The following is a 13,310-nucleotide window of genomic DNA, read 5'->3' on the forward strand; positions in this document are numbered from 1 at the left end:
GACGCGTAATGACTTGCGCCCGTGGGCGTGCGACAACCAGCGCACGGCGGGCGAGCCGCCGCTTGGGACCTGCACACCGATGCGGGGCGTCTGAAAGCCGCTTTCGTGCGGGCCTGTGACGACCTACGCCGGTGGGAGCGCGTGACAATTTCGGACGATGAAGGCTTATGACGCCTACGGCGTTGGGCGCGTGAGCTTGTCGGGTTCGCGCGGCCCGCATCGACAGCTTTGGTGCGCGGCAGGGGCGCGCGGGTGGGCGGATGCGTTGGGTGGGGCTTGATGCGCGACGGCTTTGGTGTGCGGTTCGGGCGACAGGCCACAGGCGACACGTGGTGAGCGCCACGCGATACGTGGTAAGCGCCACGCGATGCGTGGTGAGCGATAGGTGGCAGGCGGTAAGTGACAAGAGGTAGGCGGTAGTCGCTCGGGGCGGAAAGATGCGTGGACAGCGGGACGGGCGGCTTGCGGTGGAGGGGCTTCACGGGTGGGTGTGGTGGATCAGGGCGGCGAGTTCTACTCGGGACACGATGCCTAGCTTGTGGAAGATCTGGCGTAGGTGGAAGTTGACCGTGTGCGGTGAGCGGCCTACCCGGGTGGCGATCTGCTGGTTTGTGAGGGCTTGACCGGCCAGGATGGCGATCTGGCGTTCTCGGGGGCTCAGGGATGCCCAGCCTGCTGCCTCTTCGCGCGGGGTGGCCGGCGCGGGAGACAGTGCTGACGCGGTGGGCGGCTGGGCTGCTGCGGGAGGCAGTGCCGATGCGGTGGGGGACGGGGTTGCCGTAGAGGGCAGGGTGGGCGGCTGGGTCACCGTGGGAGGCAGTGCCGGCGCAGTGGGGGGCTGGGTTGCCGTGGGAGGCGGTGCCGGCGCGGCGGGGAGCTGGGCGGCCGGGGGGAGGGCGGCTGTTGCGGGGAGTGAGGCTGGTGGGGGGAGTTGGGCTGCGGCGGGATGGAAGGGGTCGGGCTCTTCGCGGAGGGCGGCGGCTATGGGGCGGGGGAGGTCGGCGGCTACGGCTCGGCGGACGAGGTCGTGGGTGAAGGTGAGTAGTTCTCCGTCGCTGGTCAGGAGGCCTGAGTCGAGGAGTTCGGCTATGGCCGGTACGACTTGGAGTGGGTGGACGGCCAGGGGGCGGGTGAGTTGCACCAGGGGGAACGCCGCTTTCAGCGTTGTCGCGGCGTGGGCCAGGTGACGGGCCTGCGGGGAGAGGGCGGCGAGTTGGTCGCGGATCCAAGCGAGGGTACGGGCGGGGAGGCGCGTGGCGGTCAGCGTGCCCGAGGAGGAGAGCAGGCCCTCTTCCTGCAGGCCGCGGATCAGATCGTGGATCACTCGGGGGCGGCCGGCGGCGACTCGGAGCAGATCGGCCAGAGCGCGGCCGGGGACGGCGAAGTCGCGGCCGGGGGAGGCGCTGAGGGCGTCGGGGGAGGCGCTGAGGAGGTCGGCTGCGAGGGCGCCGGCCGCGGCGGGGCTCAAGGGGGACAGGTCGACCCGTTGCACGCGCGGGGAGGTGAGGCGGTCCGGCGGGAGGGGGTTGTGGCCGGGGCGGGCGGTGAGGGCCACCAGCACCGGTACGGACTCCGCGAGCCGGTCGAGCTCGTCCCAGTCCGCCGGGGTGATGCGGTGCGGGTGGTCGCTGCAGACGACGAGAGTGGATGCGGTTCGGGGCGTTTCGGCGGGCTCGGTGACGACGTCGTATCCACGGTGGCGGGACGCGTCCGCCGTCTCGAGCAGCATCCGGGAACGTCCGCTGCCGCTCGGGCCGGTCAGGAGGAGCACCGTGAGCTGCCCGGCTCGTACATGATCGATTGTCGCCCGGACGAGGCGCAGCTCGCGGTCGCGTCCGGTGAGCCGTTGCAGTGGGGTGTTCAGGCGCGTGGCCATCGCTCCTCCTCGGTCGTCCCGGCCCGCCGGTGGGCCGATCAACACGACCGATGGTGGGGCGCGACGGCGGGCGAGACCGGCCAGAAGTAGGGAATCGGGCGCCGTAGTCGGGTTGTCGACCATGTGTCCGTACATGGGAAGGGTCTTATCGCCCTTCGCCCAGCGCGCGCAGGGCCGCGGGGTCGAGGATCACCACCCGGCGGTATCCCGTCGCGACCAGGTTGCGTTCGCGCAGCTCGCCGACGGCCTTGTGCATGGTCGCCTGGGCGATGGCGATCATGGTGGCCAGCTCCGGCTGACTCAGCGGCACGGTGATCTCGACGCTGCCGTCGGGGCGCTCCTGGCCGCAGACCTCGGCGATCTCGGTCAGGACGCGGGCCAGGCGCAGATGGGCGGGGAACGCCGCGAACTCGCTGCGCCGCCGGTTGGCCCAGCGCAGCTGGCGTACGACGGCGGCGGTCACCGAGGTCGCGGCTTCCGGGCGGCGGCGCAGAAAGGCTTCGAAATCGCCCCGGGGTACGAGCACCGCACCGACCCGCCCGCACGCGGTGACCGTGGCATTGCGCGGCTCCCCGGTGAGTACGCCGATCTCGCCGACCACTTCGCCGGGCAGCCGGATGCCGAGCAGCGTGGCGAGCCCCTCGACGGCCGTGGTCACCTTGGCGAACCCGGTGAGCAGCAGCACCACGTGCGCCGCGGTCGCACCTTCACGCAACATGGTGGCGCCCGAGGCGTACTGGCGGCGTACTCCCATGGTGAGCAGCTCGGACACCGTGCCGGCGGAAAGTCCGCCGAGGAAGGTCGCGGCGGCCCACGGGCCGGCGGCGCGGGCGGGATCGTCCGGCATCGAGCAGCTCCCAGCGGTGACTCGGGTCCGGGGCGGTGCGTGGGATGGTGAGGTGGCTCCGCCAGGTAATCATGCTCGGAGATCCACGGCAACGGACGGGACGTGCCACGGGGACGAGCCGGAATGGCGGGCCCGATCGCCGGGTGTCCGATGTCGATCATGCCGAAGTGGGCTGCGAACGGATCGAGGCGCTGCTCAGCCCTCGTGCGGCGGGGTGCGGCGTGGTCAAGCTGGAGCCTGCCGTTCGGTGCCGCCGGCGGTGAGATGACAGCCGCCCGGTCCGCCCGGCGGCGAGACGAACGCCGGAGTGTGTGCGATGAGCCAGTATCCCCAACCGTACGACTCGGATCCCGGCCGCTCGTCCGGGCCCGGGGAGCATCCAGCGGACGTGCGTGGCCCCGGTCTTCCCGTGCACCGGCCCGGGCCGTATCCGCCGGCGGGTGGACAGGTGATGCCGATGTATACGGGAGCTCCCGTGCCGTATCCCACGGGCGCGTCGTTGCCCTTCGTGCGGGCCGCCGCCGGTGACCGCATCGTGGCGGCGCTGCTGGACTTCCTGCTCGTCGTGCTGACGCTCGGGATCGGCTGGATGATCTGGTCGCTGGTCACCTGGCAGCAGGGACAGTCGCCGGCGAAGTCGATGCTCGGGCTGACCGTGGTCGACGCGGCTACCGGGCGGCCGTACGGGATGGGGCAGATGTTTGTTCGTGAGTTCCTCGTGCGGGGGCTGCTCTTCGGGGCGGGCGCGGCGCTGACCTGCGAGTTGCTGACGGTCGCCGACGTCGTCACGCTGTTCCGCGAGGACGCCCGGACCTTGCACGACCAGGTCGCCGGGTCCGCCGTGGCCGCTCGGCAGTGACGTGTCTTACTCTTGTTGAATGACTAGTTGACCTCTGCCTAACGTCGAGGGGTGACACGGCATCTCATGGGCGCGCAAGAGATCGCGAAACGGCTCGGGCTGAGCCGGCAGCGCGTCCAGCAGCTGATTTCGCTGACTACCTTTCCTGCTCCCTTCGACGTGCTGGCCATGGGTCGCCTCTGGCGCCGGGAGGATGTCGAGGAGTGGATTCGCACGTGCCGTCCGGACCTCAAGGACGGCCCTCGGACCCGGCGCCGCGGCGTCCGGCAGCCCGGCAACGGCAAGATCACCAAGACCGGCACGACCGGCACGACCGCTGCGACCGGCACGACCGCTGCGACCGGCAAGATCACCGGGACCGGCAGGGGGCGCCGCAATCAACAGGATCGGCGGGACCGGCCGGACCGCTGGGAGTGGTGAGCCGCTGGGGCCGCCACACGGGAGCGGGGGCGGCGGCGGTGGTCCGGTGTGCCCCGTGTCAGCTGAAGGCCTCGATAAGCAGGAGGACGCCGACCACGGCGCCGAAAGTGATGATCAGGCGGCGCAGTAGGGTGGCGGGCATGCGGCGGGCCAGGCGGGCGCCGAGGACGCCGCCGGCGATGGTGGCCGGGACGAGGACGGCGACCGCCGCCCAGTTGACCGGGCCGAAGATGCTGTAGATCAGCACCGTCGTGGATCCGACCACGGCGGACAGGACGTTCTTCAGCGCGCCGATGCGCTTGATGCTCTCGTCGAGGACCAGGGACAAGCCCGCGATCAGGAGTACGCCCAGCGCGGCATTGAAGTACCCGCCGTACAGCCCGCACAGGAACACCGTCAGGTGCAGCAGCAACGCGGCCTTGCGAGGCGTGTGGCGTTCGGGATGTCCCGTGAGACCGCGCAGCTTGGTCTGGAAGGCCATCATCGCCGTCGCGCCCAGCACCAGGAACGGCACCACGTAGTCGAAGGCCTCGCGCGGCGTGAGCAGGAGCAGTGCGCTGCCGCCCAGGGTGCCGGCGACGACCGTCGGGATGATGCGCAGGATGCGGGGGCGCTGGCCGGCGAGTTCCGGGCGGCTGCTCAGGGCGCTGGCGAAATAGCCCGGCGCCACGGACAGGGCGTTCGTCACGTTGGCCGCGACGCCCGGCAGTCCGATTCCGACCAGGATCGGGAACGAGATCAGCGATCCGCCGCCCGCGATCGCGTTGATGCCGCCCGCCGCCAGGCCCGCCCCGAGCAGGGCCAGTGCTTCCCAGATGCTCACTCCGAATACCTCACTACGCCGTCCACGATCGTCGCCAGCACGCGGCCCGTCCGCAGCTCGTCCGCCACGGGCGTCAGTGGATCCACGGTCAGGGCGACCAGGTCCGCGGGGTCGCCTACCCGGATCCGGCCGGTTGAACCGAACCCGGCCACCGCCGCCGCCCCGGCCGTGAACAGGTCGAACGCCTCCGCGGCGGTGATCGCCTGCTCCGGGCCCAGCGGAAGATCCACGTCGTGCACCCTACGAGTCCGGGCCTGCCACATGCCGTGCAGCACCGACATCGGCGGCCCGGGCGCGTCCGAACCGCCGCCGACGAGCACCCCGGCATCCAGCCACGACCGCAGGGGATTCGCCGCGGCTGCCCGGGGATGCCCGAGCCGCCCGATGAGACCCGCCCCGAAGTCCCACTGCAACGCCGGATGCGCCGACACCGCCACGCCCAGCTCCCGGGCCCGCGTCATCGCCGCCGCCGACGGCCCGAGATAGGCGTGGATCAGATGGCACGGCGCCGCCGGCCGGACAGCAGCGATCACGTCCAGCACCAGGTCGATCGCCGCGTCGCCGACCGCGTGCACGCCGACGCCACGCGGAGCCGCTCGCACGGCCGCCACGAGCTCGTCCCGGGACACCGTCTGGTTGCCGTGGTATCCATCCGTGCCGGGCCACGGCGTCGAGAGCAACGCCGTACCCAGCGACCCGCCCCCGTCGAGAAAGATCTTCGTCGGGCCGAGCCGCAGCCGGGAGGTCTCGTGCACCGCGGGCGACGCGACCCCGTGCGGCATGGCCACGATCCGCGCCGTCAGCTCACCGGTCTTTCCCAGATCCGAGTACGCCCGGAGCCCGCCCGCATCGACCGCCGGATCCACCGCGGTGGTGATGCCGTGGCGCACCAGCTCGGACTGCGCGACCCGGATCCACTCCGCGCGGTCCGCATCCGTCGCATCGGGCATGACCGCGCGGACGAGAGCCACGGCCGGATGCTCCACGAGCAGTCCCGTCGCCACCCCGTCGCCGGAGCGCTCGATCCGGCCGCCGGGCGGGTCCGGGGTGTCCGCCCCGATGCCCGCCCGCCGCAGCGCGGTCTCGTTGACCAGGGCGTCGTGCCCCTTGATGTCGATGACCACCCCGACGCCCGGGGCCGCGGACTCGAGCTCGGCGGCCGAAGGCAGGGGACCGTCGCCGTGGAAATCAGCCTCGATCCACTCCCGATCCGGATGTGCAGCGGCGAACCGGGCCACGGCGCCCACGACCCCGCCGGCCGAAGGCGAGGCGCCGGCAATCCCGCTGGCCGAAAGCGAGGCGCCGGCAGCACCGCCGGTCGCGGACATGGCGCCGGCGGCCCCGGCAGCAGAGGACAGGGCGAGCCGGGTGGCGGCGCGTCCGGCCCAGAGCACGTGCACGTGACTGTCCACGAAACCCGGGGCGACGAAGGGCGCGTCGAGCACGGGGGTCCCGGCGGGCAGCCGGCGGCGTACGGAAGCAAGGTCGCCGACCGCGACGATGCGGGAGCCGGCGACGGCGACCGCCTCCGCGACCGGCCGCTCCGGGTCCTGCGTGCGCACGTGACCGGTCACCAGCAGAAAAGGGCCGCTCACCATCGGGAAGAGCTTCCAGCGCCGCCGCAGGAAACCGATCGTCGGAGGAGGCTCCCCGCGGCGCCGCAGGAAACCGATCGTCGGGAGATGCTCTCAGCGTCGCCGGAGGACGCCGGCCGTCGAGGAGAGTTCTCAGCGTCGCAGGAAACCGATCGTCGGAGGAGGATCCCCGCGCCGCCGCGAGGGGCCAGGCCTCGGCGGAGAGTCACAGGACCGCCGCGGTGCCGTCGGCGCGGGGGTCGCTGGCGGCGGTCAGCGTGCCGGCGGACAGGCGGGCGACCTGGACGTGGCCGGCGTCGTCATGGGGGCCGGCGGTCGTCACGACGTCGAGACCGAGGGTGGCGGCGGTCGCGGCGAGCGCATCGGGGAGGCCGGGCTCGAGGACCAGGGTGTACTGGTCGTAGCCGACGTCGCGGCTGCCGATGACCCAGCGGGGGCGGGTCACGGCGGTGGACGGGTCGGGGGCGGTGAGGGCGTCCGGGGCGACCTGGGCGAGGATCCAGGGCTGGGATCGGCCGCCCTGACAGCCGAGCGCCAGCACGGTGTCGCCGGTCAGGGCGAGCGACGGGCACAGGGTGTGCGGCGGGCGGGCGCCGGGGGACAGGCGGCCCGGGTGCTGCGGGTCCAGGCTGAACATGGAGCCGCGGTTGTGCAGGACGATGCCGGTGTCCGGTTCGAGGAGGCCGGCGCCGAAGCTCTGGAACACGCTCTGGATCAGCGTCACCGCGGTCCCGTCCGCGTCGACGGCGGTGACGGCCACGGTGTCGCCGGTGGGACGCGGTCCGGCGGCGACGGGATCCCAGGTGCGGGCCGTGCGCAGCAGCAGGCCGTCCACGTCGACGGGGCCGGTGCGCGGGTCGCCGAGCAGCGCGTCGCGGGCGAGCTGGGCGCGCCGGGAGGTGGTGAGCAGGTCGGTGGCGCCGAGCACGGCGAGGAAGGTGGCGCCCTGGCTCGGCGGGGGAGCGGCGTACCACTGGGCACCGTGGGCGGTCGCGGTGAGCGGCTCGGTCGCCTCGGCGGTGTGCGCGGCGAGGTCGGCGACGGTGAGCGGGCTGCCCAGCGCGGCAAGGCCGGCGGCGAGACGGTGCCCGAGGTGGCCCTTGTAGAACGTGCGCCAGTTGCGGGCGATGGCCGTGAGCGATGCGGCCAGCGCGGGCTGCACGAAGGTGTCGCCCTCGCGGAGGCCGCCGAAGACGGCGGCCAGACCGGGGTCGGCCTCGACGATGTCCGGGCGGGTGCGGATCGTCCGGCCCAGGCCGGCGCTCACCACGGCGCCGGACGAGGCCAGGGCGATGGCGGGGGCGAGCCGGTCGGCCCAGGACAGGCGGGCGCCCAGGCCGGCGAGGGCCGCCCAGCCGGCGACCACGCCGGGCACGGTCACGGTGAGCGGGCCGTTCATCGGCATGCGCTCGCCCGCGACGCGCAGGGCGGCGACGTCGATGCCCTGGGCGGCCGCTCCGACGGACAGGATCGCCGAGGGGGTGCCGCCGGCGGGGCGGACGACGGCGATGAGGTCGCCGCCGATCGAGCACTGGTGCGGGTAGACGACGGTCAGGGCGGCCGCGGCGGCCAGGGCGGCGTCGAGCGCGTTGCCGCCCGCCGCCACCACGGCCCGCCCGGCCTCGACCGCGGCCGGGTGCGGCGCGGCAAGGGCAACAGACACGGTCACGCATCCCTCTTGATCAGGATGGCCCGCGTGAAGGAGCCATCGGCATCCACCAGCTTCGCAGGGAGGCAGACGAGTTCGTAGTCCCCGGCGGGCACCGCGTCGAGGTCGGCGTTCTCCAGGATCAGCACGCCGGCGCCGAGCAGGGCGTGGTGGGCGTCCCAGGTGTCGGTGAGCGTGTGGCTCTCGATCGTCAGATAGTCGATGCCGATCAGCTCGACGCCGGCCTCGATCAGCAGAGCAGCGGCCTCCGGCGACAGCCCCACCCACGACGGCGCCCGCTCGGTCTCCTTCAACGGGCCGGCCGAGTTCGAGGTCTTGAGGAGGATGCGCTTCCAGGTGCCCGGCAGCCCCGCCGCTTCCAGCTGCGCAGGGGTGATGTCGCCGGTCACGTGGGTCAGGTCGGCCACGACGGCCGGGCCGACCAGCGAGTGCAGCGACACCTTGTCGATCGGGGTCGCGCCGTTGACGAAGTGCGCGGGCGCGTCCACGTGAGTGCCGGTGTGCGCGCCGAGCCGCCAGCGGGTGACATTGGAGGCGTCGCCGTTGTCCACCGACTCGACGATCTCCACCTCGGGCTTGCGCCCCCAGTGCAGCATCCGCGGGTGGATCGGCAGCGTGATGTCGAAGATCTCCATGGAAACGCCTTTCAGGGGCGGTGCTTCGCGGACGGCCACGGCTCGCGGACGGCGGCGGCGACGGCCGCGGCGGTGGTGGATACGCACCGGTCGAACTCGGACTTGCCATGCTCGGCGCTGGCGGTCTGCACGTCGCGTCCCCACACACCGGTCTCGCTGACCTGGTCCATCCGGTAGTCCCAGAACGAGTCCACGTCCTGGTGCGACACGGCGCGGTCCATCCGGACGAGGTCGGGGCGCAGGTGCAGCATCACCGAGGTCTCGAAGAAGTTGGCGTGCATCAGGCCCCGGCCGTAGGTGACGTGCCCGTCGACCTCCGGCCCCGGGTACATGGACACATAGCCGATGGATCGGATCCGGGAGTCGCGGTGGCGGACCCGGAGCTTCTCGGCCGTGACGTCGAGCGAGCCGCTGTTCCAGATGTGCCCGCTGATGATGACGAACTGCCGGATCCCGCCGGCGTGCAACGAGTCGATGACGTCCTCGAAGACCGCGATCAAGGTCTCCGGGCGCAGCGCGATCGTCCCGGGGAAGTCGCCGTGCGAGGCGGACACGCCGTACTGCAGCGTGGGCACCACCGGCACGCCGGTCCGCGCGGAGACCTCGTGCGCGACGGCGGTGACGATCGTCGAGTCGACCGACAGCGGCAGGTGCGGGCCGTGCTGCTCGATCGCCCCGACGGGAATGATCACCGCGTCGCCGGCCTCCCCGGCATCGGCGAAGGTCTGATCCTCCCAGAAGAACGGTTTCACCATGCTCGCCTCGTCTTCTCCGGCAACAGGTCCAGGGCGCGCAGGGGCGCCGGCCCGTCGTCGGTGGTCAGCCAGACGGTCGCGTCCGGGCTGTAATCACTGATGAGTTCCCGGCACACGCCGCACGGCGCGATGATCCGGAAGGTGCCGGCCGGCTTGATCTGCACCGACACCACCACGTCCACGTGCAGCGGCGCGCCGGCGGGCAGGCCACCGCGGGCCGCTCCGAGCGCGATCCCCTCGGCGCAGATCGAGCTGCGGCGACAGGAGCCTTCGAGGTGCACACCCGTGAAGACACTGCCGTCGGCCGTACGCAATGCCGTGGCGACCTCGTGCCGCCCGTGCACGTACACCTTGGTCAGCAGTTGCTCCGCCAGCCGCAGCAGCGAGACGTCCTCGGATGGCATGGACGGCGGAGCGGATACGGGCTGGATCATTTCGCATCCAGTTTGAGGATCCGGGCCATGTTGCCGCCCTCGATCTTCGCCCGGTCGATCGCATCCGGCACCGCCTTGGCGATCTTCATGCGCTCGAGGTCGAAGTCGGAGCCGGGCCACTCGGTGCCGAGCAGGATCTGGTCGGGGCCGATCCGGGCGTACGCGCGCTTGACGTCCGCGATCAGCGTGGCCGAGGTCTCCAGGTAGACATGCGGGTTGCGCTCCGCCACGATGATCGCCTCGGGCACGTTCCACACCGCGCCCATGTGCGCGATGATCGTCGGCACGCCGGGGTGGCCCTTGGCGATCTCCTCGATGGCCAGCGGCGCGCAGAAGGCGTCGTCGAGCGCGTTGATGAGCACCGGCAGCCCCACCTCGGCGCACTTTTCGAAGACCGGATCCAGCAGCCCGTGATCCGCCACGTGGTAACCGTGCAGGCTCGGGTGCAGTTTGAGGCCCGACAAGCCTGCCGCGGCGATCCGCTCGATCTCGTCGAGGGCGTCGTCGGCCTGCGGCATCACCATGCCGAAGCCGAAGAGCCGGTCGGGGTGCTTCTTGACCAGGTCGATGATGAAGTCGTTCTCGATGCGCTGGGCCAGTGAGCAGACCATCGCCATGTCCACCCCGGCGGCGTCCATGCGGGTGAGGATCCGCTGCGGGTCGAACGGGGTGTGAGGCGGCGGCGCCTGTCCCGGCCGGGCGCCGGTCAGATAGTCGGAGCGCCCGCGGACGTCCTGCGTGGTGTTGTAGGCATCAATGATCATCGGGCGGGCTCCAAGGGGACGAGCGGAAGATGACACCGGACGGAGCGGCCCGGCTGGATCTCCGCGAGGGGTGGCTCGACAGTGCGGCACTTGTCGACGGCAAGACGGCAGCGCGTGTGATAGGCGCAGCCGGGCGGCGGGGCGGCCGGATCGGGCAGCTCGCCCTCGAGGACGATCCGCTCGCGCACCGGTCCGGGATGCAATTGCGGCACCGAGGAGAGCAGAGCCTCGCTGTAGGGATGCGCGGGCGCGGCGAAGAAGGCGTCGCGCGGGGCGATCTCGATGATCCGGCCCAGGTACATGACGGCGACCCGGTCGGCGACGTGCCGCACCACGCCGAGGTCGTGCGAGATGAAGAGCATGGTCAGCCCGCGGTCGCGGGTCAGGTCGGCGAGCAGGTTGATGACCTGCGCCTGGATCGACACGTCGAGCGCCGAGACCGGCTCGTCGGCGACGATGAAGCGCGGGCCGGGCGCCAGCGCGCGGGCGATGCCGATGCGCTGCCGCTGGCCGCCGGAGAACTCGTGCGGGCGCCGGTCGCCGGCCTCGGCGCCCAGCCCCACGAACTCCAGCAGCTCCGCGGCCTTGGCCCGCGCGGTGGCCTTGTCGGCGCCCCGGGCGCGCAGCAGCGGCTCGGCGATGATGTCGGCCACCTTGCGGCGCGGATTGAGCGAGCCGAACGGGTCCTGGAACACCATCTGCAGCTCGGCGCGCGTGCTGCGCAGCGTGGTCCCGCGCAGGCCGGTGATGGTCAGCCCCCGGTAACGCACGGCACCGGCGCTCGGCTCGATCAGTCGCAGCATCGCCTTGCCGAGCGTGGACTTGCCGCAGCCGGACTCGCCGACGAGTCCCAAAGTCTCGCCTTCGTACACAGTCAGGTCCACATCGCGTACAGCGCGCACGCGATTGGCGAACTCGACGCGAAGGGCCTCTGCCTCGATCAGCGGAGTCGTCATGGGACAGCCACCAGGTTCCTGTCGGGGCCGAGCACGCACGCGTCCAGCTGGCCCGGTTGTCCGTACCGATGAAGGAGAGCCGGCGGCGCGGGCAGGCAGGCCTCGTGGGTGAACGCGCAGCGCGGGGCGAAGGCGCAGCCGGGCGGGCGCGTCACGCCGGTCAGGGGGCTGCCCGCGATGGCCGGCAGGCGGTCCTGCGCCGGGCCGTCGATGCGCGGCACCGAGGAGAGCAGGGCCTTCGTGTACGGATGCTGGGGCGCGAAGAGCACCTGGTCGCGCGAGCCCTGCTCGACGATCCGCCCCGCGTACATGACGGCGACCCGGTCGGCGACCTCGGCCACGACGCCCAGGTCGTGCGTGATGAGCACGATCGTGGTGCCGTGGTCGGTCTGGAGCCGCTTGAGCAGCCGCAGCACCTGCGCCTGGATCGTCACGTCGAGCGCGGTCGTCGGCTCGTCGGCGATGAGCACGCCCGGCTCGTTGGCCAGCCCGATCGCGATCATCACGCGCTGCCGCATGCCGCCGGACAACTGATGGGGGTAGGCCTTCGCGCGCTGCTCCGGGTTCGCGATGCCTACCTCGCGCAGCAGCTCCACCGACCGCGCCCAGGCCGCCTTGCGCGACAGCTTCTGATGCGTGCGCAGCATCTCGGAGATCTGCGCGCCGACCTTCTGCGTGGGGTTGAGGGCGGCCAGCGCGTCCTGGAAGACCACGGCGACGTCCTTGCCCCGGACACTCCGCAGCTTCTCCTCGCTCGCGGCGATCAGGTCGGTGCCGTGCAGCATCGCCGTCCCGGTGATGTGGGCGCGCGGGCCGCGATTGAGTCCCACGAGGCTCATGCTGAGTGCGGACTTGCCGGATCCGGATTCACCGACGATCGCGACCACCTCGCCCGCGCCCAGGTCGAGGTCGATGCCGCCGACCGCGGGCAGCCGGCCGCCCGGCACGTCGAACTCGACCCGCAGCCCCCGGATGGAGAGCAGCGGCTCGGCGGCGGCAGTCATGCGGCGACGGCCTTCTCGATGAAGGCCACGACCGCTTCGGGGTGCACGCGCGGGGTGAAGTGGCTGCCCTCGATCTCCTCGACGGTCATCCGCGCCCGCGCCGACATGTCGCGCTGGATCTCGGGGCGCAGCGTCTTGTCGTCGGCGGCCACGAGGTAGAACGCCGGCACGGTGCGCCAGGCCGGGACGCCGGTCGCCTGGGTGTAGATGAGGTTCGAGACCTCGCGTGACTCCTCGTTCCAGGCGCGGCGCTGCGAGGGGGCCAGGTCCCAGGCGATCTCCGCGTAGTACTCCTCGGAGTGGTCCGACCACCACTCGCCGTCGGGTCCACGCTTCATGAACTTGGACACCTCGGCGGGCGGATAGGCCGAGACGATGCCGTTGACGGTCTCGCCCTCCTCCGGGGCGAAGGCGGCCACGTAGACCAGCGCTTCGACGCCCGGCTCGCGCCCCGCGCCGGTGATGACCGCTCCGCCGTACGAGTGCCCGACCAGCACCACCGGCGTGCCCAGCGCACGGATCGCGGCGACCGTGGTGGCGACGTCGTCCTCGAGCGAGGTCATCGGGTTGGTGACCGTGACGACCTCGTGGCCGGCGTCGCGCAGCAGGGGTGCCACTTCGGTCCAGGTGACGGGGGTGCCGCCGGCGCCGTGTACAAGAACGATATTCATAC

14 protein-coding genes are annotated in these 13,310 nt (G+C 72.1%); 2 read left to right on the forward strand and 12 right to left on the reverse strand.

From position 1 onward, the window contains the following. Positions 1-478: 478 nt before the first annotated feature. Complete coding sequence (locus RAN62_RS08745) at positions 479-1,876, reverse strand: helix-turn-helix transcriptional regulator (protein ID WP_305784005.1); 1,398 nt, start codon at positions 1,874-1,876, stop codon at positions 479-481. Positions 1,877-2,021: 145 nt separating this feature from the next. Continuing rightward, positions 2,022-2,723, reverse strand: coding sequence for a Crp/Fnr family transcriptional regulator (locus RAN62_RS08750; RefSeq protein WP_305784006.1), 702 nt, complete (start codon positions 2,721-2,723; stop codon positions 2,022-2,024). A 475-nt stretch (positions 2,724-3,198) separates the two neighbouring features. Between RAN62_RS08750 and RAN62_RS08755 the strand changes: the two genes are divergently transcribed. Together RAN62_RS08755 and RAN62_RS41085 are read left to right on the forward strand one after the other, a co-directional pair. After that, positions 3,199-3,582 carry an RDD family protein gene (locus RAN62_RS08755; protein WP_305784007.1) on the forward strand — a complete coding sequence of 128 codons (384 nt, stop codon included), beginning with the start codon at positions 3,199-3,201 and terminating at the stop codon, positions 3,580-3,582. A gap of 51 nt (positions 3,583-3,633) precedes the next feature. Next, positions 3,634-4,002: a helix-turn-helix transcriptional regulator gene (locus RAN62_RS41085; RefSeq protein ID WP_369077152.1), complete on the forward strand. Its 369-nt coding sequence runs from the start codon at positions 3,634-3,636 to the stop codon at positions 4,000-4,002. 58 nt (positions 4,003-4,060) lie between these two features. Here RAN62_RS41085 and RAN62_RS08765 read toward each other — a convergent pair whose 3' ends face one another. From RAN62_RS08765 to RAN62_RS08810, 10 genes are all read right to left on the reverse strand, one after another. After that, on the reverse strand, positions 4,061-4,825 hold the full coding sequence (locus tag RAN62_RS08765; RefSeq protein WP_305784008.1) for a sulfite exporter TauE/SafE family protein: 765 nt from the start codon (positions 4,823-4,825) through the stop codon (positions 4,061-4,063). Next, on the reverse strand, positions 4,822-6,423 hold the full coding sequence (locus tag RAN62_RS08770) for an amidohydrolase (RefSeq protein ID WP_305784009.1): 1,602 nt from the start codon (positions 6,421-6,423) through the stop codon (positions 4,822-4,824). The genes RAN62_RS08765 and RAN62_RS08770 overlap by 4 nt, the downstream gene beginning before the upstream one ends. Before the next feature lie 202 nt (positions 6,424-6,625). Next, a complete protein-coding gene (locus RAN62_RS08775) occupies positions 6,626-8,089 on the reverse strand; it encodes a gamma-glutamyltransferase family protein (protein WP_305784010.1) in 1,464 nt (487 codons plus the stop codon). After that, positions 8,086-8,724, reverse strand: a complete 639-nt coding sequence (locus tag RAN62_RS08780; protein WP_305784011.1) for a cyclase family protein — start codon at positions 8,722-8,724, stop codon at positions 8,086-8,088. The genes RAN62_RS08775 and RAN62_RS08780 overlap by 4 nt, the downstream gene beginning before the upstream one ends. Before the next feature lie 11 nt (positions 8,725-8,735). Next, on the reverse strand, positions 8,736-9,479 hold the full coding sequence (locus RAN62_RS08785) for a creatininase family protein (RefSeq protein ID WP_305784012.1): 744 nt from the start codon (positions 9,477-9,479) through the stop codon (positions 8,736-8,738). Further along, complete coding sequence (locus tag RAN62_RS08790) at positions 9,473-9,883, reverse strand: cytidine/deoxycytidylate deaminase family protein (RefSeq protein WP_305784013.1); 411 nt, start codon at positions 9,881-9,883, stop codon at positions 9,473-9,475. Before RAN62_RS08790 ends, RAN62_RS08785 begins: the two co-directional genes overlap by 7 nt. A gap of 26 nt (positions 9,884-9,909) precedes the next feature. After that, the gene (locus RAN62_RS08795; protein WP_305784014.1) at positions 9,910-10,677 is read right to left on the reverse strand and encodes an amidohydrolase family protein; all 768 of its coding nucleotides are present in this window, start codon (positions 10,675-10,677) and stop codon (positions 9,910-9,912) included. Beyond that, positions 10,674-11,633 carry an ABC transporter ATP-binding protein gene (locus tag RAN62_RS08800; protein WP_305784015.1) on the reverse strand — a complete coding sequence of 320 codons (960 nt, stop codon included), beginning with the start codon at positions 11,631-11,633 and terminating at the stop codon, positions 10,674-10,676. Before RAN62_RS08800 ends, RAN62_RS08795 begins: the two co-directional genes overlap by 4 nt. Beyond that, complete coding sequence (locus tag RAN62_RS08805) at positions 11,630-12,637, reverse strand: ABC transporter ATP-binding protein (RefSeq protein ID WP_305784016.1); 1,008 nt, start codon at positions 12,635-12,637, stop codon at positions 11,630-11,632. The genes RAN62_RS08800 and RAN62_RS08805 overlap by 4 nt, the downstream gene beginning before the upstream one ends. After that, complete coding sequence (locus tag RAN62_RS08810) at positions 12,634-13,308, reverse strand: alpha/beta fold hydrolase (protein WP_305784017.1); 675 nt, start codon at positions 13,306-13,308, stop codon at positions 12,634-12,636. The genes RAN62_RS08805 and RAN62_RS08810 overlap by 4 nt, the downstream gene beginning before the upstream one ends. Between the last annotated feature and the right edge of the window lie 2 nt (positions 13,309-13,310).

Origin of the sequence: Symbioplanes lichenis, from assembly GCF_030709675.1 — a bacterium.
Classification (GTDB): Bacteria; Actinomycetota; Actinomycetes; order Mycobacteriales; family Micromonosporaceae; genus Actinoplanes; species Actinoplanes lichenis.

Coding starts and splice junctions, on each gene's coding strand:
- RAN62_RS08745 (WP_305784005.1), bottom strand. CDS start 1,876: ATGGCCACGCGCCTGAACACCCCACTGCAACGGCTCACCGGACGCGAC.
- RAN62_RS08750 (WP_305784006.1), bottom strand. CDS start 2,723: ATGCCGGACGATCCCGCCCGCGCCGCCGGCCCGTGGGCCGCCGCGACC.
- RAN62_RS08770 (WP_305784009.1), bottom strand. CDS start 6,423: ATGGTGAGCGGCCCTTTTCTGCTGGTGACCGGTCACGTGCGCACGCAG.
- RAN62_RS08780 (WP_305784011.1), bottom strand. CDS start 8,724: ATGGAGATCTTCGACATCACGCTGCCGATCCACCCGCGGATGCTGCAC.
- RAN62_RS08785 (WP_305784012.1), bottom strand. CDS start 9,479: ATGGTGAAACCGTTCTTCTGGGAGGATCAGACCTTCGCCGATGCCGGG.
- RAN62_RS08790 (WP_305784013.1), bottom strand. CDS start 9,883: ATGCCATCCGAGGACGTCTCGCTGCTGCGGCTGGCGGAGCAACTGCTG.
- RAN62_RS08795 (WP_305784014.1), bottom strand. CDS start 10,677: ATGATCATTGATGCCTACAACACCACGCAGGACGTCCGCGGGCGCTCC.
- RAN62_RS08800 (WP_305784015.1), bottom strand. CDS start 11,633: ATGACGACTCCGCTGATCGAGGCAGAGGCCCTTCGCGTCGAGTTCGCC.
- RAN62_RS08805 (WP_305784016.1), bottom strand. CDS start 12,637: ATGACTGCCGCCGCCGAGCCGCTGCTCTCCATCCGGGGGCTGCGGGTC.
- RAN62_RS08810 (WP_305784017.1), bottom strand. CDS start 13,308: ATGAATATCGTTCTTGTACACGGCGCCGGCGGCACCCCCGTCACCTGG.